The sequence below is a fragment of the Octadecabacter temperatus genome (assembly GCF_001187845.1).
Taxonomy (GTDB): domain Bacteria; phylum Pseudomonadota; class Alphaproteobacteria; order Rhodobacterales; family Rhodobacteraceae; genus Octadecabacter; species Octadecabacter temperatus.
This window is the reverse complement of sequence record NZ_CP012160.1, coordinates 839,511-859,867: the sequence shown is the minus strand read 5'-3', so window position 1 is coordinate 859,867 and position 20,357 is coordinate 839,511. Positions and strand designations below refer to the sequence as shown.

At 55.9% G+C, this 20,357-nt stretch carries 21 protein-coding genes and 1 other RNA gene; 6 read left to right on the top strand and 16 right to left on the bottom strand.

Annotated elements, in window-relative coordinates:
- Positions 1 to 13 precede the first annotated feature (13 nt).
- Positions 14 to 619 (bottom strand): LysE/ArgO family amino acid transporter, encoded by a 606-nt coding sequence (locus OSB_RS04480; RefSeq protein WP_200802522.1) that lies wholly within the window; start codon positions 617 to 619, stop codon positions 14 to 16.
- Between the two features lie 143 nt (positions 620 to 762).
- Positions 763 to 1,518 (bottom strand): YebC/PmpR family DNA-binding transcriptional regulator, encoded by a 756-nt coding sequence (locus OSB_RS04475; RefSeq protein ID WP_049833857.1) that lies wholly within the window; start codon positions 1,516 to 1,518, stop codon positions 763 to 765.
- A 160-nt stretch (positions 1,519 to 1,678) separates the two neighbouring features.
- Between OSB_RS04475 and OSB_RS04470 the strand changes: the two genes are divergently transcribed.
- Positions 1,679 to 3,454: an SLC13 family permease gene (locus tag OSB_RS04470; protein ID WP_049836043.1), complete on the top strand. Its 1,776-nt coding sequence runs from the start codon at positions 1,679 to 1,681 to the stop codon at positions 3,452 to 3,454.
- On the opposite strand, the gene OSB_RS04465 is transcribed toward OSB_RS04470, so the two are convergent.
- From OSB_RS04465 to mgtE, 4 genes are all read right to left on the bottom strand, one after another.
- Positions 3,451 to 5,232, bottom strand: a complete 1,782-nt coding sequence (locus tag OSB_RS04465; RefSeq protein ID WP_049833856.1) for an SLC13 family permease — start codon at positions 5,230 to 5,232, stop codon at positions 3,451 to 3,453. The two genes, OSB_RS04470 and OSB_RS04465, sit on opposite strands and share 4 nt — an antisense overlap.
- A gap of 58 nt (positions 5,233 to 5,290) precedes the next feature.
- Positions 5,291 to 6,106 carry a TIGR00282 family metallophosphoesterase gene (locus OSB_RS04460; RefSeq protein ID WP_049833855.1) on the bottom strand — a complete coding sequence of 272 codons (816 nt, stop codon included), beginning with the start codon at positions 6,104 to 6,106 and terminating at the stop codon, positions 5,291 to 5,293.
- Between the two features lie 102 nt (positions 6,107 to 6,208).
- A complete protein-coding gene (locus OSB_RS04455) occupies positions 6,209 to 6,763 on the bottom strand; it encodes a 5-formyltetrahydrofolate cyclo-ligase (RefSeq protein WP_049833854.1) in 555 nt (184 codons plus the stop codon).
- Complete coding sequence (gene mgtE, locus OSB_RS04450; protein WP_049833853.1) at positions 6,760 to 8,133, bottom strand: magnesium transporter; 1,374 nt, start codon at positions 8,131 to 8,133, stop codon at positions 6,760 to 6,762. Before mgtE ends, OSB_RS04455 begins: the two co-directional genes overlap by 4 nt.
- 106 nt (positions 8,134 to 8,239) lie before the next feature.
- Between mgtE and guaD the strand changes: the two genes are divergently transcribed.
- Positions 8,240 to 9,526: a guanine deaminase gene (gene guaD / locus OSB_RS04445; RefSeq protein ID WP_049833852.1), complete on the top strand. Its 1,287-nt coding sequence runs from the start codon at positions 8,240 to 8,242 to the stop codon at positions 9,524 to 9,526.
- Here the strand turns inward: guaD and OSB_RS04440 are convergent.
- The 4 genes from OSB_RS04440 to OSB_RS04425 all read right to left on the bottom strand — a co-directional run bounded on the left by OSB_RS04440 (position 9,523) and on the right by OSB_RS04425 (position 12,777).
- Positions 9,523 to 9,984: a CAP domain-containing protein gene (locus OSB_RS04440; RefSeq protein ID WP_049833851.1), complete on the bottom strand. Its 462-nt coding sequence runs from the start codon at positions 9,982 to 9,984 to the stop codon at positions 9,523 to 9,525. The two genes, guaD and OSB_RS04440, sit on opposite strands and share 4 nt — an antisense overlap.
- Before the next feature lie 16 nt (positions 9,985 to 10,000).
- Positions 10,001 to 11,338: an 8-oxoguanine deaminase gene (locus OSB_RS04435; protein WP_049833850.1), complete on the bottom strand. Its 1,338-nt coding sequence runs from the start codon at positions 11,336 to 11,338 to the stop codon at positions 10,001 to 10,003.
- 183 nt (positions 11,339 to 11,521) lie between these two features.
- On the bottom strand, positions 11,522 to 12,334 hold the full coding sequence (locus tag OSB_RS04430; RefSeq protein ID WP_049833849.1) for an inositol monophosphatase family protein: 813 nt from the start codon (positions 12,332 to 12,334) through the stop codon (positions 11,522 to 11,524).
- 74 nt (positions 12,335 to 12,408) lie between these two features.
- A complete protein-coding gene (locus OSB_RS04425) occupies positions 12,409 to 12,777 on the bottom strand; it encodes a helix-turn-helix domain-containing protein (RefSeq protein WP_049833848.1) in 369 nt (122 codons plus the stop codon).
- Positions 12,778 to 13,061: 284 nt separating this feature from the next.
- Here OSB_RS04425 and OSB_RS04420 point away from each other — a divergent pair, with 284 nt between their 5' ends.
- Positions 13,062 to 14,018, top strand: a complete 957-nt coding sequence (locus tag OSB_RS04420) for an NADPH:quinone oxidoreductase family protein (protein ID WP_049833847.1) — start codon at positions 13,062 to 13,064, stop codon at positions 14,016 to 14,018.
- On the opposite strand, the gene OSB_RS04415 is transcribed toward OSB_RS04420, so the two are convergent.
- Positions 14,015 to 14,899, bottom strand: coding sequence for a LysR family transcriptional regulator (locus OSB_RS04415; protein WP_049833846.1), 885 nt, complete (start codon positions 14,897 to 14,899; stop codon positions 14,015 to 14,017). The two genes, OSB_RS04420 and OSB_RS04415, sit on opposite strands and share 4 nt — an antisense overlap.
- Before the next feature lie 114 nt (positions 14,900 to 15,013).
- Here OSB_RS04415 and OSB_RS04410 point away from each other — a divergent pair, with 114 nt between their 5' ends.
- From OSB_RS04410 to OSB_RS04400, 3 genes are all read left to right on the top strand, one after another.
- Positions 15,014 to 15,229, top strand: a complete 216-nt coding sequence (locus OSB_RS04410; protein WP_049833845.1) for a YjiS-like domain-containing protein — start codon at positions 15,014 to 15,016, stop codon at positions 15,227 to 15,229.
- 163 nt (positions 15,230 to 15,392) lie between these two features.
- Positions 15,393 to 16,136 carry a Bax inhibitor-1/YccA family protein gene (locus OSB_RS04405; RefSeq protein WP_074202188.1) on the top strand — a complete coding sequence of 248 codons (744 nt, stop codon included), beginning with the start codon at positions 15,393 to 15,395 and terminating at the stop codon, positions 16,134 to 16,136.
- A gap of 296 nt (positions 16,137 to 16,432) precedes the next feature.
- Positions 16,433 to 17,020 carry a hypothetical protein gene (locus OSB_RS04400; RefSeq protein ID WP_049833843.1) on the top strand — a complete coding sequence of 196 codons (588 nt, stop codon included), beginning with the start codon at positions 16,433 to 16,435 and terminating at the stop codon, positions 17,018 to 17,020.
- 69 nt (positions 17,021 to 17,089) lie between these two features.
- On the opposite strand, the gene rpmG is transcribed toward OSB_RS04400, so the two are convergent.
- From rpmG to OSB_RS04380, 5 genes are all read right to left on the bottom strand, one after another.
- Positions 17,090 to 17,257, bottom strand: a complete 168-nt coding sequence (gene rpmG / locus OSB_RS04395; RefSeq protein WP_049833842.1) for a 50S ribosomal protein L33 — start codon at positions 17,255 to 17,257, stop codon at positions 17,090 to 17,092.
- A gap of 96 nt (positions 17,258 to 17,353) precedes the next feature.
- The gene (gene mgrA / locus OSB_RS04390; RefSeq protein ID WP_049833841.1) at positions 17,354 to 18,385 is read right to left on the bottom strand and encodes an L-glyceraldehyde 3-phosphate reductase; all 1,032 of its coding nucleotides are present in this window, start codon (positions 18,383 to 18,385) and stop codon (positions 17,354 to 17,356) included.
- 187 nt (positions 18,386 to 18,572) lie between these two features.
- Positions 18,573 to 18,950: RNase P RNA component class A (gene rnpB, locus OSB_RS16255), an RNA gene on the bottom strand.
- An 11-nt stretch (positions 18,951 to 18,961) separates the two neighbouring features.
- Positions 18,962 to 19,639 (bottom strand): N-acetylmuramoyl-L-alanine amidase, encoded by a 678-nt coding sequence (locus OSB_RS04385; protein ID WP_049833840.1) that lies wholly within the window; start codon positions 19,637 to 19,639, stop codon positions 18,962 to 18,964.
- A 2-nt stretch (positions 19,640 to 19,641) separates the two neighbouring features.
- Positions 19,642 to 20,328, bottom strand: coding sequence for a hypothetical protein (locus OSB_RS04380; RefSeq protein WP_049833839.1), 687 nt, complete (start codon positions 20,326 to 20,328; stop codon positions 19,642 to 19,644).
- Between the last annotated feature and the right edge of the window lie 29 nt (positions 20,329 to 20,357).

The window sequence follows — 20,357 nt, the reverse complement described above, 5'->3', positions numbered from 1 at the left end:
GCACCAAACGCCTCTAACCCTTGAAGATCAAGCCCAAAGCGATGGCCCACATCACGCAACCAATAAGCGCCTCAAGAACACGCCATGAACCGGGCTTCGCCATCACGGGTGCCAACAGTCGCGCCCCATACCCGAGACTGAAAAAGAACACGAAGGATGACGTCACCGCCCCAGCCCAGAACGCAACTTCCGCGCCCTCAAAGCGTGTCGCAGCCGCCCCTATAAGCAACACCGTATCCAAATACACATGCGGGTTTAAATAAGTGATCGCGAGGCAAAACAGCACCGCCGCTTTGAGCGACGTCGCAGCACCACTCGCAGGGTCCAGCGCCGCCCCTCCCCGCCACGCGCGCCAAAAACTGAACGCACCATAAACGAACAGAAACGCAGCGCCGAGCCAGAGCATAACAGGCGCAAAAGCAGGTACGACTTCCGTCAATGCCGTTACCCCGAACACCCCGACAGTGATCAGCAGAGCATCCGAACAAGCACAAACTAAAACCAAAGGCAGCACATGCTCGCGCCGCAAACCTTGCTTTAACAAAAACGCATTTTGCGCCCCAATCGCCAAGATCAAAGAAAAAGAAACACCAAAACCGTACAAATATGCCGTCAGCATTTAACTCTTAGCCTTTGCTTTTGTTTTGTAAGTATCTCCGCCGGAGGCGCACATCCTAGCAAGGAACTCCTGAATCCCTCGATTGGCTCACGCTAACCAAACCAACCAACATTCCAGCAGCCGCATGTACGGCTCCAATCAGATCAGCCTTCCAGCTCTGCGTAGGCCTGCATAACCTCGTCCGTCGCATCCATGTTGGTTGTGACTTTCTGAATGTCATCGTCATCCTCAAGCGCATCAACCAAACGCATCAGCTTTTCAACGCCTTCAACGTCAAGGTCGGACATGATGTTTGGCTGCCAGATCAACTTCGTCGATTCAGACTCGCCTAAATCAGCTTCAAGCGCAGTAGACACATCATTCAAGTCCGTGTCGGCACACAAAATCACATGGTTCTCATCGTCGCTTTGCACGTCTTCCGCGCCAGCTTCAATCGCAGCCATCATCACTGTGTCGGCATCGCCAACGGACACAGGGTAAACGACTTCACCCTTGCGATCGAACATGAACCCAACGGATCCGGTTTCACCCAAGTTACCGCCCGATTTAGAGAACGTGGAACGCACGGTCGATGCTGTGCGGTTTTTGTTGTCGGTCATCGCTTCAACGATCACAGCAACACCACCCGGGCCGTAGCCCTCATAGCGGATTTCGTCGTAGTTCTCGGCGTCGCCACCGATCGCCTTCTTGATCGCGCGATCGATGTTGTCCTTTGGCATCGACAGGCTTTTCGCCTCTTTTACGGCCATACGCAGACGCGGATTGTTGTCGACATCAGGGTCGCCCATCTTGGCGGCAATCGTGATCTCTTTGGACAATTTGGAAAACAACTTGCCGCGAATTTTATCTTGGCGCCCTTTGCGGTGCTGAATATTCGCCCATTTTGAGTGGCCTGCCATGCGACGTCTCCCGATCAGAAATTCTGTAAATTAGTTTAGTGTTTCAGCGCTCTCTATAGGGCACGCACCCGTTGGCCTGCAATCCCATGACAGGCGGTTCGTAGCCGCTCCATCAAAGAACGCTGTTTTCGCCCCCCGCATGACGCGCTACACCTATCCCATGACAACTGATCAAATTATCCTGTTTTCGCTTTTCACCGCAGTTTTCGGCATGCTCCTTTGGGGGCGCTTTCGCTATGATCTTGTGGCCTTCACCGCCCTCATGGTCGGCGTGGTCTTAGGTGCGGTGCCAACCAAGGACGCCTTTTCTGGCTTTGGCCATCCGGCGACGATCATCGTGGCGCTGGTGCTTGTGGTGTCTGCTGGCTTGGTACGCTCTGGCGCCGTCTATCTTATTACCCGCACGCTGGTAGACGCATCGCGTAAATTGGGCGCGCATATTGCGATTATGGGCGCGATTGGCGGGTTGTTGTCTGCCTTCATGAACAACGTTGCGGCCCTTGCGCTGCTGATGCCCGTCGACATTCAGACCGCCCGCAAAGCTGGCCGTGATCCGGGCCTGTCTTTGATGCCGCTTAGCTTCGCGACGATCCTTGGTGGCATGGCCACCCTTATCGGTACGCCCCCGAACATCATCATCGCCTCCATCCGCGAAGAGAACTTGGGCGAGCCGTTCAAGATGTTTGATTTCGCCCCTGTCGGCGGCATCACAGCGATTGCTGGATTGATTTTTGTGGCCCTGATCGGGTGGCGTTTGATCCCGACACGCGAAGGCAAAGCCACAGGCGCGACACTTGACAGTTATACAGACTACCTCGCCGAGCTGACTGTGCCCGAAAAAAGCAAACACATCGGCAAGCGCGTCTCCGAACTCTATGACATTGCTGAGAAAAACGATGTCGCAATCCTTGGCCTTATCCGCGACGGCAAACGCCGTTACGGCACGGCAAAGAACACCAAACTTCAAGCGAGTGACGTGCTGGTTATGGAAGCTGCGCCTGAGGCTTTGGATGAGTTCCGCGCTGCTTTGAACCTCGATTTCTCTGACACTAAACGCGAAGAACTTCTTGCGGCATCTGATGGCCTCGTGAAGATCGAGGTGGTCGCGACTGAGACGTCGCGCATCACAGGTAAAACCGCTGAGGCGATTGGGTTGGCATGGCGTCAGCGCACCGTGTTGATGGGCCTGTCGCGCAAGGGTAAGTCCGTCAAATCCCAGATGCGTAAAACCGTGATTGAGGCTGGCGACATCCTGTTGCTGCTTGCCCCACAAGACGCCGCCAATGACGTAACAGAATGGCTCGGTTGCTTGCCGCTGGCAGATCGCGGCGTGGCTGTGACTGCGAACTCTAAGGTCTGGCTCGCGATTGGTCTGTTCGCTGGTGCCGTCGCCTTGGCAAGCTTTGGTTTGATTTACCTACCAATCGCCCTTGGTCTTGTTGTGGTGGCCTATGTGCTCGCAAAGATTGTTCCCATCTCCGAGCTTTACACCCATATTGAATGGCCCGTTGTCGTGCTCCTTGGCTCGATGATCCCTTTGGGCGCAGCCTTAGAAACGTCTGGCGGCACCGAGCTCATCTCAGGCTCGCTCGTGCAGCTGACCAGTGGCCTCGCGCCGTGGATGATCCTGACAGTTCTGATGATCGTCACCATGACCCTGTCTGACGTACTGAACAACACCGCCACCACAATCGTCGCGGCCCCTATCGCGATCCAAATGGCGCAATCGCTGAATGTGTCCCCTGACCCGTTTCTGATGGCTGTCGCAGTTGCTGCATCCAGCGCCTACCTCACGCCAATTGGTCATAAGAACAACACGCTGATCCTTGGTCCTGGCGGGTATTCGTTTGGCGATTACTGGCGTATGGGCCTACCGCTCGAATTGCTTGTGGTTGCCGTTTCGATCCCATCGATCCTCGTGTTCTGGCCTCTCTAGAGCGGCCAGAGGTACGGGATCACCGCAGAGGCCAAGATGCCGATGCTTAGGTTCAATGGCACGCCGACCTTCAGGAAGTCGCTGAATTTGTACCCACCAGGACCATAGACCAATGTGTTGGTCTGATAGCCGATGGGAGTGGCAAAGCTGGCGGATGCCGCGACCATAACGGCCACAACCAAGGGACGCGGATCATAACCAAGCTCTAGCGCCAGCCCGATGGCGATTGGCGTGACAACCACCGCAACTGCGTTGTTGCTCACCATTTCGGTCAGCACAGACGTCAGTAAGTAAATCGCCCAAATGATCAAGAACGGCGGCAACACCGCGAGGCCCGGTGCCACACCTTTGACGATCAGCTCAACCGCGCCCGACGCTTGTAATGCGGCCCCTACCGCAAGCATCGAAAAGATGAGGGTCAGCAAACGCCCATCAACAAAACCAAAGGCTTCATCCGCATCAATACAGCGGGTGATCAGAACGATTGCGACGGCAAGAATGCTCAGCAGGAAAATCGGAGCGACACCAAACGCCGCCAGCCCAACGATCATAGCAAGTGCAAGCAAAGCGATGGGGGCTTGTGCACGTCGATACGCGCGCGCGGATGGCTGCGAGACGTCAACCATATCCATCTCAGTCGCGAGGCGCTGAATGTCTTCCGCTGACCCTTCCAACAGAAGCGTATCCCCGACCCGCACTACAAGATCATCCAACTGACGGCCAATGTTCTGATTGCGCCGATGCACAGCCAAAACATACACACCAAAACGACGGCGCAGACGCATCGCGCCCAGCGTTCTGCCGATCATTTTACAGCCTGGTGTGATCAAAACCTCAACCGTTTGGGATTCCACTGCGGACACTTGGTCAACGCGTTTCAGCTCTTTAGTGGCTTGCAAAGACAGCAGTTCAGTCATCGCGGTGCGTAGTACAACACGGTCACCAACGGCCAATTCAACACCCGCCATATTGCGGCGCAATGACGTATCACCGCGCACAACATCGACCAAGCGCACGCCTTCACGTTTGAACAGCTGCACACCCGTAACCTCGCGGCCAATCAAGTTGGATTCCGGTGGGATAACGGCTTCGGTAAAGAAGCGCATCTTTGAGCGATCCGACAGAAGGTTCGCCATGCTATCACGGTCAGGCAGCAGTTTTGGCGCAATAACGCCAAGGTAAATCATGCCCCAAATGACGAGGACAACACCCAGCGGAGTGACCTCGAAAATTGTGAATGGCTCAAGTCCTTCGGCACGTGCAACACCGTCAACAAGCAGGTTGGTGGACGTACCAATCAACGTCAGTGTGCCCCCTAAAATCGCGCCGTACGACAATGGTATCAACAGCTTAGACGCCGAAAGCCCCATCGATTTCGCCAGTTGAACAAAGATCGGAATCATCACGACCACGACAGGCGTGTTGGACACAATTGCGGAGGCCAGCACAACAAACGCCATCAATGCGCCCAGCGCCAAGGCAGGTCGCGTCTTGGCATTGCGTTCGGCCAGCGCCGTCAGTGCATCCAGCGACCCTGTTCGCACCAATGCGCCCATAACGATGAACATCGCGGCAATCGTCCACGGCGCTGGGTTGGACAGCACTTCCAACGCGTCGTCATAGGGCAACACACCTGATGCGAGCAGCAGTGAAACACCCGTTAGGGCAACCACCTCGGTCGGGTAGCTTTCGCGCAAAAACAGCACGAACATGATGGCGACGACGGTGAGCGTTAGCACCGCCTGTCCTGTTTGCGAAATTTCGAAAAGCTCGAGCATTACGCGTCCTTCAATTGTGTTGATCTAGTTTCGCGTGGAGTGCAGGTCTGCGCAAGCCTCACATGGGGCCTTGCTGGCTTAACCGTCCGCCCTGACGCACGGGTTCAACGCGCGTGGCCTTACCCGTACGGTCATCGGTTTCCACATAGATGCCCGACAACGTCGCCTCGCCCTTGGCGGGCTCAAAGCGCGATTTGGGCATGCCTGTGATGAAACGGCGCATCGGTTCTTCTTTTTGCATGCCGATGACGGAATTGTAGTCGCCGCACATGCCAGCATCAGATTGGAACGCCGTGCCACCGGGCAAAATCATCGTGTCCGAAGTCGGCACATGTGTGTGCGTGCCAACGACAATCGACGCACGCCCATCGCAGTAATGGCCCATCGCCATCTTTTCAGAGGTAGCTTCACAGTGCACATCAATCAGGCTGGCCTGCACATTGCCACCCATCGGGTGGGTTTTCAGAACCGTTTCCACGGCGGAAAACGGGTCGTCAAATGCGCGCTTCATAAAGACCTGCCCAAGAACCTGAGCCACAAGGACTTTACGCCCACGGGTGGCCTCAAACACGCGAAACCCCTTACCTGGTGAGGCTTTGGAATAGTTCAGCGGGCGGATGATGCGCGGTTCGGCCTCGCAATATTGCATCATGTCCTTTTGATCAAAGGCATGGTCGCCAAGGGTCAGCACATCAGCACCCGCGTCGAGAAGTGCTTTGGCATGGGTCGCTGTCAGACCCGCCCCGTTGGACGCGTTTTCGCCGTTCACCACGACAAAATCGAGTTTCCAATCTTCGCGCAGCTTGGGAAGCCGTTCGATAATTCCAGTGCGGCCAGCGCGGCCCATGACGTCGCCAAGAAAGAGTATTTTCATGGAGGTGGGTATTCCAAGCGCAGGCAGGTGTTGCAAGGGCGGAATGGGGGCTAACCCCCGTCCTGCGGACTCCCCCTAGATATTTTTAAGACAAAGACAGGGTTAAGAGGGCTCGATGATGCCTTGTTCAGTGACAATCAGGTCGAGTGGTTGGTCCGTCGGTTCGAGCGGCAGATCGTCGAGTTCTTGTGCGGCGTAGGCGAAACCGATGGCCAGCGTCGGCTTGATCGCGCGCAAGCCCTCGAGGGTGCGGTCATAAAAGCCGCCGCCGTAGCCAAGCCGTCCACCGTTGCGTGAAAACGCAACCAGTGGGACGATCAGGATTTCAGGCGTAACCCAGTCACCGCTTTCAGGGATGCGCGCGCCAAATGCGCCTTCGATCATCGCACATTCAGGTGACCAAGCGCGAAATTTCAAAGGACTTCCAGCAGCCTCAATCACGGGCAAACAAACGGGGCCATGTGCGCTGGCTTCTTCCATAGCAGCGGATGGGTCTATTTCGGTGCGCATCTGCGCGTAACCGGCAAGCGGCACACCGCGGTAGCCTGCAAGCACAGATGACAGATGCCCAGCGTGCCCCATGCCTGCTTGATGGGCTATTTTGCGCGCAGCAAAAGCGGATTTTCGGGCTGCGTCTTTGCGTTCCTGAAGGGTCATAAGAGCATCACTGCGGCGAGGCTTAGGAAGGAGAAGAAGCCGACGACATCCGTAACGGTGGTCACAAATGCACCGGATGCCAAGGCCGGATCAACGCCCATTTTCTCAAGCACAACGGGGATTCCAGTACCCGCTAAGCCCGCGACGACCATGTTGATGACCATTGCCAGTGCGATTACCACACCGATCATGGGCTGGCCGAACCAAATCCAGCCAACGAGCCCCATAATAACAGCAAATATCGCGCCGTTCACAAGGCCCACGAGAACTTCACGTCTGATCACTCGCCAAACGTTGGCACCAGTAAGGTCTTTGGTCGCGATTGAACGCACAGCAACCGTCAGCGATTGCGTACCCGCATTCCCCCCCATGGATGCCACAATGGGCATCAATACAGCCAACGCCACAAGTGTCGCGATGGTTTCTTCAAACATAGCGATAACAAGCGAGGCGAAAATCGCGGTGACCAAGTTTACCGCCAGCCACGGGAAGCGGCGCTTGGTGGTCGCGATCACTTTGTCTGTCAGGCTCGATTCAGCATCGACACCCGCAAGTCGCAGAATATCTTCGTCGTGTTCCTCGTCCAGTACCACCATCGCGTCATCAATAGTAATTACGCCGACCAGCCTGTCATCTTCGTCAACAACAGGTGCCGAAATCAGGTGGTATTGATTGAAGGCATAGGCGACATCTTCTTCGTCCTGATCGACACGAAACGTACGAAAGCTTGCCTCTACCAATTCAGTGAGATGGATCGCGCGCGGCGTGCCAAGTAAACGCCCCAACGCTACATAACCTACGGGTTTCATACGTGGATCAACAAGAACGACGTGATAAAAATGTTCCGGCAAATCGTCGGACGCACGCAGGTAATCAATCGCTTCGCCAACCGTCCAATGGGACGGCGAACGCACGACTTCGACCTGCATAAGGCGACCGGCGGATTCCTCGGGATAGGCCAGCGCCTTTTCAACGGCGACACGGTCCCCAGCCTCAAGCGCGGCCAGAACCTGCCACTGCTGTTCTTCGTCGAGGTCTTCAACAAGGTCGACAACATCATCGGATTCAAGGTCGCGCACGGCCTCCGCCAACTCAGTTGGTTCAAGCGCGTTGATGACCTCTTCGCGCAGGTCATCGCCAAGCTCAGACAGGATATCCCCATCCATCCCGCCCTTCCAAAGCTGCAACAATGCAGCACGGTCACGTTGGTCGATTTGCTCATAGAGGTCGGCGATATCGGCTGGGTGAAGCGGGTCAAGAAGGGCGTCAACGACTGCCGCGTCACCGAGTTCAACAGCATCAGTAACGGTTGCGACAAGGTTCTTGGGCAAGCCTTCGTCTTCTTCAATCATGTCGACGGTATCAGCCATAATCACCCTCCATTGCGGTGCAGCATATCTATATGCGGACCACTCTCAAGCGGTGATCGGTGTTTTCGCGATTTACCTGCGACGATCTGGGGACTAACAAATAAACATGACAGATCAACTTCTTCTTGGCCAAACTTTGCGCTTTTCAGGTGACCCATTTCAGGGTGACGTGGACGCGGTTGTAAACATCAGCACGCGCGGCGGAGTTCTAGTGCGCAACGGGCGAATTGCCGCCGTCGGCGAGGCCGATGATCTGCGCCGTAAAAACCCGCAGGCAGCAGTTACAGACCACGGCAACCACTTGATAACAGCCGGTTTTGTCGATGCACACATGCACTACCCACAGACAGCTATGATCGCGTCTTGGGGGAAACGCCTGATTGACTGGCTCAACACATACACCTTCCCCGAAGAGATGCGTTTTGCAGATCGCGCATATGCGGATGACATTGCCGGGCGCACGCTGGACTTGGCCTTGGCGAATGGGACGACGACGCTGACCAGCTTTTGCACGATTCATCCGCAAAGCGTTGATGCGTTCTTTAATGCGGCGCGCACCCGTGGGATGGCCGTGGTCGGTGGAAAAACATGCATGGATCGAAATGCCCCCGACGGCCTACGTGACGATGCGAAGTCAGCCTATGACGATAGTAAAATTCTTTTGGAAAACTGGCATGGCAAGGATCGAATTTCCTATGCGATCACGCCGCGTTTTTCACCGACCTCGACACCTGAACAGCTAGAGGCCCTCGGCGCACTTTGGGCAGAACACCCCGAGGTGTTGATGCAAACACATCTCTCAGAGCAACTTGATGAGATCGAATGGGTTCGCGGGCTGTACCCTGAAGCCCGCGATTATCTTGATACCTATGAGAAATATGGACTCCTCGGTGAACGCGGCCTTTACGGCCATGCGATCCACTTGGAACCGCGCGAGATTGATCGTTTGGCTGAGGTCAACGCCGCCGTTGTTCATTGCCCAACCTCGAATACCTTCATCGGGTCCGGCCTGTTTGACATGGCTGGCATGAAAGCACGCGGCATCCGCACGGGGCTGGCAACTGACACTGGCGGTGGTTCATCGTTTTCGATGTTGCGCACGATGGCTGCCGCCTACGAAATATCGCAACTGCGCGGCATAGCGTTGCACCCTGCCCAATTGATGTGGCTAGCAACTGAAGGTTCCGCGTCCGCGTTGCATATGTCGGGCGAACTCGGCTCTCTTAATTTTGGTGCAATGGCGGATATAGCGGTGATAGATCTCACCTCCACACCGGAAATTGCGCAGCGATCAAACCGCGCAGATACGCTTTGGGAGGCGTTGTTCCCGACCATCATGATGGGCGATGATCGGGCTATTTCAAAAGTTTACGTTGCGGGTCGTGCCGTTTAGCACCCCCGCCCAAGAAGCATCACCCAGTGATTGTTGACCCGACCAATGCCAAACTCCCTGGCATCACTCAGCAAGATATTGCGACGGTGCCCTGCCGAATTCATCCATTCGTTCATGACTTCCGCTTCTGAGCGTTGACCCCATGCGATATTCTCAGCGGCAACGCAATTGTAACCAGCGGCACGGGCGCGTGAGCTTAGGTTAGAACCGTTGAGCCCCTGATGGGAGAAGTAGTTATTCGTAACCATGTCTTGCGCGTGGTCGCGCGCTGCACGTGACAGCCGCGCGTTTTCCGTGATTGGGCCACGGCCATTTGCGGCGCGCTGCTGATTAATCAATGCCGCGATACCGCTGACCGGACCTGGAGCCTGGGCAACAATTGGGGTTTGCGTTGACGGAGTTGGTGCCGGCTGGCATGCGGCCAAAGCTAGTACCGCCAATAAAGCTAGGTTTCTCATCTCTAAATCCTCCGTTTTATGCCTGTAAACCTTGCACAAGCCGGTTTTGCTTCACAATAGCACGCTCCAAATCAAAACTGACGACATGCCCATCGGCAACAATTTGCCGTCCCTCAACTAACAAATGTTTAACAGTCACAGGGCCCGCCAGCAAAATCGCAGCAGGATCCCATGACCCAGCACTGTGCACTCCAGATACATCCCAAATGGCAATGTCCGCCCGCTTACCCACGGCAATTTGACCGCAATCATCACGCCCCAAAACCTCCGCGCTACCGCGCGTCGCGATCTCCAACGCCTCCCGCGCAGACATCGCATCAGCGCCATTTGCCACCCGTTGCAACAACATCGTTTGACGTGCTTCGCCAATCAGCGATCCCATATCATTTGACGCAGATCCATCGACACCAAGCCCAACCTTAACCCCCGCATCCCGCATCGCCCGCACCGGCGCGATCCCAGACCCAAGTCGGCAGTTTGAACACGGACAATGGGCAACCCCAGTCTTTGATCTCGCAAACAAATCAATCTCTTGCCCGTCGAGCTTCACACAATGCGCGTGCCAAACATCCGGCCCTGTCCATCCCAAATCTTCCGCATATTGCCCCGGTCGGCAGCCGAACTTTTCTAACGAATAGGCGATGTCTTCGTCGTTCTCTGCCAGATGCGTGTGCAACATCACGCCTTTATCACGAGCCAAAAGCGCCGCGTCCCGCATCAAGTCTCGGCTCACGGAAAACGGCGAACAGGGGGCCACGCCGACACGCACCATCGCGCCCTCGCTTGCGTCGTGGAACGCATCAATCACGCGGATGCAATCCTCTAGAATATCCGCCTCACGTTCCACCAAACTGTCGGGCGGCAAGCCCCCGTCACTTTCGCCAATGCTCATCGCGCCACGTGTAGGGTGGAATCGCAAACCGACCTCGCCAGCGGCTGCAATCGTGTCATCCAAGCGCGAACCGTTTGGATAAAGGTACAAATGGTCGGAGGTCATCGTACAGCCGCTCAGCGCCAACTCAGCCAACCCAATCTGCGCCGAGATAAACATCTCTTCCGGTCCAAACTTAGCCCAAATTGGATAAAGCGTTTGCAACCACCCAAACAGCAGCGCGTCCTGACCACCGGGTACCGCGCGTGTCAGTGTTTGATACAAATGATGATGTGTGTTCACCAGCCCGGGCGTCACAACACATCCCGCCGCATGAATGACCTCGGCGCCCTCAGCACCCAGCTCAACGCCAACACCGGCAATCACACCGTCGCGCAGCAACACATCAGACCCCGCCAATTCACGTCGCGCATCATCCATTGTAAGAACCGCCGCTGCGCCCTTAATCAAAACATCAGGCATATGCCCTCCTCTCGACCCCGTTCGGTCAAAAATTCGCCGCCAGAACGGGTAAGGACGCGACGCATAGACCTTAGCAATCCGCGCTTTTTCTTCAAGCCTGTCTTTGTCTCACAAATATCTTGGGGGAATCGCGTAGCGATGGGGGCTAGCCCCCTCTGCGTCGGATTTGCACAGCAAATTCGATCAGTGCTTAGCCAATATCGCCAAAGCCTGAGCATGAATTTCAACATTGGCAGCCGCCAGTGCACGCCCGCCTTCATGGGCTGGGCCTCCGCGCCAATCAGTTACAATTCCACCCGCCGCTTCGATCACTGCGATAGGCGCTTGAATGTCATAAGCACTCAAACCCGCTTCAACCACGAGATCAACCTGCCCCGCGGCCAACAGCGCATAGCCATAACAATCCATTCCGTAACGGGTTAGCTTGCAGCGTGCAGCAACCGCTTGAAATCCAACGGCGTCTGCCTTCACACCAACTTCGGGAAACGTCGTTAAGATTGTCGCCTCGGCCAAATTGTTTGTTGTCTTGGTACCCAACGCCCGTGCACCCAAAGGCCCGCTCATCGCGGCATGTCCAAATCCACCTTCAAACCGCTCGCCAATATAAGGCTGGTCAATCATGCCATATATCGGGCCGGTCTTATCACGTACTGATACCAACACGCCCCATGTGGGCGTTCCGGAAATAAAACCGCGCGTGCCGTCAATCGGGTCTAGGACCCACTGCAACCCGCTCGTGCCGTCTTGCTCGCCAAATTCCTCACCCAAGATGCCGTCCAGCGGACGCATATCCGCGAGCACCTCCCGCATCGCAAGTTCTGCAGCGCGGTCCGCTTCTGTAACAGGGTCAAATCCGCCAGCATCTTTATTGTCTGAGGCAAGCCCTGAGCGGAACAGCGGCAGGATCGCAGCGCGTGCAGCATCCGCCATGACATGTGCGCACTCGCGCAGCGCTGTCGTCTCTTTTTCGGTCAGGGTAACTTTAGAAAGGGTCATGGCCGGCCTTTTGTCGTCTGTTCCCCAACGCGGTAGCGTTGGGGACAGTCAAAGGTCAAGGGCCGTTGCGCAGCTTAAGCAGCTTCGCTTAGTACGCGCGCCAGATCAAACAGGCGACGACGTTGGTTCTCAGGGATCGCGTAGTAGGACCGCAGAAGGTCCAAGGCTTCTTTGTCGGACAGAATATCGCTTGGCATGCCGCCCATGTCTGTAGGGATCAAATTACCATCTAGCCCCTCAAAGAAAAACGCAACGTCAACGCTCAATGCAGCGGCAATATCCCAAAGGCGGGATGCGCTGACGCGGTTCATCCCAGTCTCGTATTTTTGGATCTGCTGGAACTTGATTCCAACTTGATCAGCAAGCTGCTGCTGTGTTGTGCCGCTCACCCAACGGCGGTGGCGGATACGTTTACCAACATGTACGTCAACTGCGTGCTTCATAGCGTTCGTCCTGTGTCTTGGCTGGGCCCAGCAGGATGCGCTGGGCCGCAGACTATTCAAAATTGTGCAGATTCTTCTGCCTTGAAGCCTTTACACACGTATCGCGCTTAAACACGCAAGGGTTGCATCCCCTATCCTGTCCTTTTGGACAGGTTCGGGCCGTGTTACCCTGTCGGAAAGGACAGGCTTACTGTTTTTCTCGCCCTAAACGCTCACCCGATACCTTTCCCAAAATGCCGTTATCGGCCTGTGTCTGAAACGGTTTTTATTCTCGAAAGTTCCCCATGAAAGCCTTCCAAGTCCAAACTTACGATACGCCGCCGACACATTGCGCAGTAAATGCGCCCGTGCCCGCAGAAGGCGAAGTGCTGCTCAACATCGAAGCCTGTGGGCTAAACTTCGCCGATCTGCTTATGGCCAAAGGCACGTACCAAGACACACCGTCGCCGCCCTTCACGTTGGGGATGGAAGTTTGCGGAACGGTGCTTGCTTTGGGTAACGGCGTCAGCACACCCGAAATAGGCACGCGCGTTGCCGTTTTTGGTGGCCAGGGCGGGCTGGCTGAACAGGGTGTTTTCCCTGCGAACTTGTGTCGCGAAGTACCAGCTGAGATGTCATCGCCGGATGCAGCTGGCTTTCAGGTGGCTTACGGAACGTCCCACCTCGCGTTGACGCGGCGCGCCAAACTGCAGGCCGGTGAAACGCTTTTGGTGATGGGCGCAGCAGGTGGCGTTGGCCTTACGGCGGTGGAAATCGGCAAGGCGATGGGGGCCACCGTGATTGGCGTCGCTCGCGGCGCTGAGAAAATGGCCGTGGCGAAGGCCGCGGGCGCAGATCATGTGATTGACGCAAGCGCAGACATCACAGCAGAGGTCCGCGCCTTAGGCGGTGCAGATGTTGTCTATGATCCAGTCGGCGGCGATGCTTTTAAAGCCGCAATGCGCGCGACCAACCGCGAAGGTCGTATGATCACGATCGGGTTTGCCAGCGGCGATGTTCCGCAAATTCCAGCCAACCACCTGTTGGTTAAAAACATCACCGTCATCGGCTTTTATTGGGGTGGGTATTTGAAATTCGACCCAACTTCACTGACCGACAGCATGGGCGAATTGATGGACTGGTACGTACAAGGTCGCTTAAAGCCCCATGTCAGCCATACTCTGCCACTCGAGCAAGCCGCCGATGCACTTGAACTACTGCGCAGCCGCAAGAGCACCGGAAAAGTTGTCGTAACGCCTTAGACGCTGCGCAATTTGGCGGCTGTGCTTGCCCATTCAGACATATAGGATTCGCGGATCATGTCGTGCAATGCGGCCTGAACCGGATCTTCCTTGGACTGCATATATAAAACGATCTGCGACTTTCCGGGATCCGGTAAGTTTGCCTCTGACGGGACTGGCACGGTCTGGCGGGCATAAACGCCCTTGATGACAGCATGCACAGCGAGATCCGCGCTCACCACGGCCTCAATAGCCGTATCAGTTTGCGACTCTACGACCATTTCCCAACCGAAACTTGCATCATCCATCCGCTTTAAGACGCCAGACCGGAAGATACAGTTGCTGCAAAAGGCAACAGGCAACGGACGCTGCTTCCACGCCGTACCGCCAACCGCACCGACCCAAACCAGTGGCAATGTCACAAGTGATTCACCGCCAGGGCCAGGCTCGGCCTCTGTGGTGATGATCGCGTCACACTCGCCGCGTCCAAACATCGTACGCAGGGCTTTGGTCGGCTCAGACACGAGGTGAATTTTCATGCGCGGGAAATCAGCCGCAAAACGACGCAGAACATGTGGGATATAGGGATCAATAATATCATGCGGCACGCCAAGGGTAATTTCGCCCTCATATTCATCCGCCGTCATGCGCTGCAGTGCTTCGTCGTTTAGGGACAGCATCCGGCGGGCATAACTCAGCAACTGCTCCCCTTCTGCGGTGACAGAGATTTGCCGCGCAGAGCGATCAAGCAGCGAAAGATCAAGACTTTCTTCCAGCCGCTTCAGCTGCATCGAAACCGCCGATTGGGTCAGGTTCAAAACGCCGGCCGCCTTCGTGACACCGCCAGCATCCGCAACGGTTACGAAAGAGCGCAGTGCGGTAAGGTCCAGATTTCTTGCCATATCACAATTCCTGATGCTTCACATTTCAATCATTCATTTCCCTTATGTATCAAAATGCCCGATACATCAACACATCAAATACAACGAACCAAACGCATCACGAAAGGAAATGACATGACACTCTCCCTGAGCCGCACAACAGCCGCAACATGCACACCAGCCCGCAAGGCGCGCGTGCCATCTTTGTTCACCTTCCTGACCGTCTGGAAAGAACGCCGCGAGCTTGCAGCCCTTAGTGAAACCCGCCTGAAAGACATCGGTATTAGCAGCCATGCTGCCGCTATCGAGGCCGCACGCCCTGCATGGGATTTACCAACACGCTGCCGCTGAAAAGGATTTGTGGGCAAATTTATGCGATAATATGCCCACAAACCCGCAGTTTACCTTGAATTACAGGGGAAGCATGCCAATATCATCTCCAAGGGAGTTCCGGCGGCCATATGGTCCGTTTCTGGGGCCCGAATGAAAGAAATGATCACCTTGGAGGGATCTCATGGCTGACTACAGAACCCCCGGAATGGGCGCCGCAACAAGCGCGCACACCGCGGAAATCGACGAGGGCCTTCGCGCCCACATGAACAAAGTCTATGGGCTGATGTCCATGGCAATGGTTGTTACGGCAGTTCTTGCCTACGCAATCGGCACAAGCCCTGTCGCGCTTGAAACCATCTTTACAAACACACCGCTGCTTTACGCGATCATGTTTGGTCCACTGGCCCTCGTGCTGGTGTTGAACTTCAGCTTCGCCCGCCTGTCGGTTGGCGCGTTGAACGGTATCTTTTGGGCCTACGCAGCCCTGACTGGCGCATCCTTGTCGGTGATTTTCCAGATGTTCAATTTGGGCGAAATCTTTGTCGCACTCGGCATCACGTCCGTGGCCTTCCTTGGCTTGTCCCTTGTGGGTTACACCACAAAGAAAGACCTTGGTCCGATCGGTTCATTCCTGATCATGGGCGCATGGGGCTTGATTGCTTTGTCACTGGCGTCTTGGATCTTCGGGTTCAGCTTTAGCGGCATGACGTTCTTCATCAACATCGCAGCCCTCGTGATCTTTGCAGGCCTCACAGCCTACTACACGCAAAGCATCAAGAACGAGTATCTGCAGGCCCGCACATATGGCGGCCCAGAAGCGGAAATGTACCTTGAGAAAGCTGCCATCGTTGGCGCGCTGAGCCTCTACATCTCGTTCATCGCGATGTTCCGCTCTATCTTGTTCCTGCTGTCCGGCCGCGAATAAGCACCGGATCAGTTGAAAGATTTAGGGTCGCCTTCGGGCGGCCCTTTTTTGTTGTGCTTCATGTGGATTCGAATTGGCTGCGCCAATCCGACCGACTGGAGGGCCAGCCCTCCAGACCTCCCGGGATATTTTTGAAACAAAAGCAAGGGAAAGCGGGCTTTAGTGAATGGCGAGTTACCGCTGTTTAAGGGCTTGGAAGTTCAGCGTCATTCCCTCAAGCACACCTGCCTTGCTAACGTAGGCCCCAGTGAAGGGCATCAGCTGCGCCCTTCGGTTTGGGACAAAGGGCTGATCCATTGAAACTTATGCAGTCGTTTTTAGGTGGAACTGGCCCCCGTGACCCAGTCTCATTGGCGCTGGGTGCCGCTGGTCTGGCTGTAAATGTAGGCCCATGGACGCAGGTGGCGGTTCGTAGTGTTGGCGGGTTAAGCGCGGTTGGATTTGATCGCGCAAGTGACACCATGCTGGTGACCTCTGCGAACGGGCAAAGTGTGATTAACGGTGCAACTGGCGACATCCTGTATCGCAATCGCGAGGACGACGGGCTGGACGCATCTGCCCTAAAGGGGACGCGTCTTGATCACCCCGCGGATGAGCGGTTTGATATGGCGGGGCTTTACGGGGGCGGCCTACGAAGCGTGACCGACGATGGGTGGAGCGTTGAGCGCCTTGGGCACCACTGCGTGTTGCATCCTGCCGGTGCCTCAGTGCATTTCCTTGAGGCCAAGTGGGCGACGTACAACAAGGATGCGACGTTTCATGTGCTTGATCGCAGTGGTGAAGAAATCCGCGCCTTTGGTTTTTCTTGGACGGGACGCACACTTGTCTGCGCGACGCCAAGCACGTTGTTGATTTGGAACCGCCCTGCCCCGCTTGCCCTTTAAGAACCAAACCACAAACGAAAACGGGCCGCCCGAAGGCGACCCGTTTCTAATCATCTAAGTCAGGCGATCTTACTTGATCTTGCCTTCTTTGTATTCAACGTGCTTGCGAACAACTGGGTCATACTTATTGACGACCATCTTTTCAGTCATTGTGCGTGCGTTTTTCTTTGCCACGTAGAAGTGGCCGGTGCCTGCTGAGGAGTTCAGGCGGATTTTGATCGTGGTTGGCTTCGCCATGTGTTTTCTCCGGCTTCGCGCCTATTGTTCGGCGCGTGAATTCATTTGAACCCGCCTTCTAAGCGCTTGAGCGCCCGAGTCAACACCAATCACCGCTTAAACGCCTTCTGATGAATTGGCCCAGAGGTTCAGGCCCTTGTCTGCGGCGAATTTATCAATTTCTGCAAGCTCTTCGGCGGTGAATTCAAGGTTCTTTACCGCCCCCGCACAATCAACGATTTGGCTGGCCTTTGATGCACCGATCAGGGCTGTCGTGATGCCCTCATCCCGTAGCACCCAAGCGATCGCCATTTGGGCGAGGGTCTGATTCCGGTTCTCAGCGATCGCGTTGAGGCCCTGTAGCGCCGCGATCATCTCATCCGTGATCAGATCTTTGTTCAGTGAGGCGTCTTTTGTGGCGCGACTGCCTTCTGGGATGCCGCCGAAGTACTTCTTCGTCAGCAAGCCCTGCGCGAGTGGCGTGAACGCGATTGAGCCAACGCCAAGGTCCTTAAGCGTGTCTTTCAGCCCGTCCCGTTCCACCCAGCGGTTCAGCATGTTGTAGCTGGGCTGGTGGATAATGCAGGGCGTTCCGAGGTCTTTGAGGATCGCTGCGGCCTCGCGCGTACGATCCGAATTATAGGACGAAATACCGACATAAAGCGCGCGACCCGAGCGCACAATGTGATCCAACGCGCCCATCGTTTCCTCAAGCGGTGTGTCGGGGTCAAAACGGTGAGAATAAAAGATATCGACGTAATCCAGCCCCATCCGTTTCAACGACTGATCGCAGGAAGAAATCAGGTACTTACGGCTGCCCCATTCGCCGTAAGGACCATCCCACATGTGATAGCCAGCCTTGGAAGAAATGATCAGCTCATCGCGGTAGCCTGCGAAATCCGTTTTTAGAATGTCCCCGAATGCTTCCTCAGCGCTGCCCGCTGGGGGGCCGTAGTTATTGGCCAGATCAAAATGGGTGATGCCATGATCAAAGGCTGTCTGGCACATCTCGCGCTTTGTATCATGCGGGGTTTCTCCGCCGAAGTTATGCCAAAGCCCAAACGACACCGCAGGGAGTTTGAGGCCGGAGTTACCGCAACGGTGATAGGTCATACGGGAATATCGGTCGGCAGCGGGTGTGTAGGTCATGGTGGGCTCCTGTGTTGGCGGGAGTTTGCGGGAGTTTGCGGGAGTTTGCGGGAGTTTGCGGGAGTGGGTGTTACAGCACAAGGGGTGGTCAACCTGCTGCAATCAGCGAGCCTTAAGTTCTGAGTGGGCTGCACGTTTGCGAGCAAACATGCTTTGCCCACCCGTATTTCTGGCCCTGCGGCCAGAAATACGCGGAGGATCTATAAGCCGGATTTTGTTCCCCGCCGAAGCGGTTCGATGACCATTCATCTAAGGCGTTTGTTACCAAACACCTTCTAGCTGCCAACCCGGACCTGCTCGGATCAAGACGATCCTGTGGTTACCCACACGCGGCCCCTATTTGGCATTGCTCCTGATGGGGCTTGCCATGCCAGCGATGTTGCCATCGCCGCGGTGGGCTCTTACTCCACCGTTTCACCCTTACCTTCTTATAGAAGGCGGTCTGTTCTCTGTGGCGCTGTCCGTCAGGTTGCCCTGCCTGGGCGTTACCCAGCATCATGCCTTGATGGAGTCCGGACTTTCCTAGACAGGGGCGAACCCTTGCCTCGGCCATCCAATCCTCCGCGTGGGAATGTCCTAGGAAGTGAGGCCGTGCTTGGCAATAGGGAACCTTGCCGCCAGATCAGCAGCGATGGCACAATCCCAGCCGTCTAGCGGCCCGCTATGGCCCTGTCTGTGACGCAGACGGAAGGCAGACAGCAGCACATCCATATCTGCCCCTGTCCCGTAACCCACAGCCGCCAGATCGCGTGCAAAGACGTTCTCGTTCAAATCAATCGCCGCTTTCGGGGACGCTGAGATTGCGAGGCCAGCCCGCACCAAACGCGACCAATCAAACTTTGCGCCTGGGTCAATCTTGCGCCCCGGCGCGAGGTCGGAATGCGCGATCACCCGTTCAGGTTGGATCGCCCAACGGTCCATGATTTCGGGCAACAACCGTTCCAATGCGCCCATCAACGGAGCCGCAAATGGCGCGCTTCCGGTGTTGTTCAGCTCAATCCCGATAGATCGCGAATTGACGTCTGTTATATCCCCCCAAGACCCCGCACCTGCGTGCCATGCGCGTTGATCTTCAGCCACCATTTGCACCACATCCCCTTGTTCGGAAATGATATAATGCGCGGATACCTCAGCTTCGGGGTTGCACAACCAATCGCGTGCCGCGCACCAATCTGGCATCGCGGTGTAGTGCAAAACGATAATATCTGGGGTCGCCCCATCGCGCCGCTCACCAAAGTTTGGTGAAAGGCTCAACGTTAGTTGCCAGCGGCAAATGCGCGGAACGCTTGTGGATCCCATCCACAGGCAAAACCGTCGCCATCTGGGTCAATGCCAAGGCGGTCGCGCTGTGGACCACCACGGCTGATGAAATCGCGCTGGGCGTCATCTGGCGTGCGGTACTTGGCGCAGTTGCGCTGGAAGCGGCCTTCGCCAGAAATGCTTGAACGATCAAACACAGGCTCGCCGCGATCATTGGGCGCTTGCAACGCGTATTGAATGATATTCGGGCCCGTACTTCCGGAACGATCCGGAAGCGCTGTGGCCTCGATCAACTGATAGGCTGCGGCTTGCCGTTCACGGCGTTCCGCATCACTTTCGATGCTTTCGCGACTGGACACCGCTGAAAAGTCTTGCTCGTCAGAAATATCTGGGTTCGATGCGAGGGCCGTTTGCGTCTCAGCGACTGTTCCATCTGCTTCAACCGGAACAATGCCTGCCTCGGCCAGTTCCGTTGTCGAAACAGCCGGCGCAGGTGGCACAATTGCACCATTTTGCGCCAATGTCGGGGCTGTTGTGCCCTGCAATGCGGCCTCACGTTGGGCGCGTTCAAGCTCATACTGGGCGTAATCGTTGAACCCAACACCTGCACCGCTGTCTGGAACTGGCTGGCCACATGCGGCCAAACCCAAAAGGCTCACGCCAATAATCGCTATCTTTTTCATACGTTTAGTCACAGGGGCGTAACGCCCCA

Excerpts from the sequence above, each read along its gene's own strand:
- OSB_RS04480 (WP_200802522.1), bottom strand. The coding sequence starts at position 619 with ATGCTGACGGCATATTTGTACGGTTTTGGTGTTTCTTTTTCTTTGATC.
- OSB_RS04475 (WP_049833857.1), bottom strand. The coding sequence starts at position 1,518 with ATGGCAGGCCACTCAAAATGGGCGAATATTCAGCACCGCAAAGGGCGC.
- OSB_RS04470 (WP_049836043.1), top strand. The coding sequence starts at position 1,679 with ATGACAACTGATCAAATTATCCTGTTTTCGCTTTTCACCGCAGTTTTC.
- OSB_RS04465 (WP_049833856.1), bottom strand. The coding sequence starts at position 5,232 with ATGCTCGAGCTTTTCGAAATTTCGCAAACAGGACAGGCGGTGCTAACG.
- OSB_RS04460 (WP_049833855.1), bottom strand. The coding sequence starts at position 6,106 with ATGAAAATACTCTTTCTTGGCGACGTCATGGGCCGCGCTGGCCGCACT.
- OSB_RS04455 (WP_049833854.1), bottom strand. The coding sequence starts at position 6,763 with ATGACCCTTCAGGAACGCAAAGACGCAGCCCGAAAATCCGCTTTTGCT.
- mgtE (WP_049833853.1), bottom strand. The coding sequence starts at position 8,133 with ATGGCTGATACCGTCGACATGATTGAAGAAGACGAAGGCTTGCCCAAG.
- guaD (WP_049833852.1), top strand. The coding sequence starts at position 8,240 with ATGACAGATCAACTTCTTCTTGGCCAAACTTTGCGCTTTTCAGGTGAC.
- OSB_RS04440 (WP_049833851.1), bottom strand. The coding sequence starts at position 9,984 with ATGAGAAACCTAGCTTTATTGGCGGTACTAGCTTTGGCCGCATGCCAG.
- OSB_RS04435 (WP_049833850.1), bottom strand. The coding sequence starts at position 11,338 with ATGCCTGATGTTTTGATTAAGGGCGCAGCGGCGGTTCTTACAATGGAT.
- OSB_RS04430 (WP_049833849.1), bottom strand. The coding sequence starts at position 12,334 with ATGACCCTTTCTAAAGTTACCCTGACCGAAAAAGAGACGACAGCGCTG.
- OSB_RS04425 (WP_049833848.1), bottom strand. The coding sequence starts at position 12,777 with ATGAAGCACGCAGTTGACGTACATGTTGGTAAACGTATCCGCCACCGC.
- OSB_RS04420 (WP_049833847.1), top strand. The coding sequence starts at position 13,062 with ATGAAAGCCTTCCAAGTCCAAACTTACGATACGCCGCCGACACATTGC.
- OSB_RS04415 (WP_049833846.1), bottom strand. The coding sequence starts at position 14,899 with ATGGCAAGAAATCTGGACCTTACCGCACTGCGCTCTTTCGTAACCGTT.
- OSB_RS04410 (WP_049833845.1), top strand. The coding sequence starts at position 15,014 with ATGACACTCTCCCTGAGCCGCACAACAGCCGCAACATGCACACCAGCC.
- OSB_RS04405 (WP_074202188.1), top strand. The coding sequence starts at position 15,393 with ATGGCTGACTACAGAACCCCCGGAATGGGCGCCGCAACAAGCGCGCAC.
- rpmG (WP_049833842.1), bottom strand. The coding sequence starts at position 17,257 with ATGGCGAAGCCAACCACGATCAAAATCCGCCTGAACTCCTCAGCAGGC.
- mgrA (WP_049833841.1), bottom strand. The coding sequence starts at position 18,385 with ATGACCTACACACCCGCTGCCGACCGATATTCCCGTATGACCTATCAC.
- OSB_RS04380 (WP_049833839.1), bottom strand. The coding sequence starts at position 20,328 with ATGAAAAAGATAGCGATTATTGGCGTGAGCCTTTTGGGTTTGGCCGCA.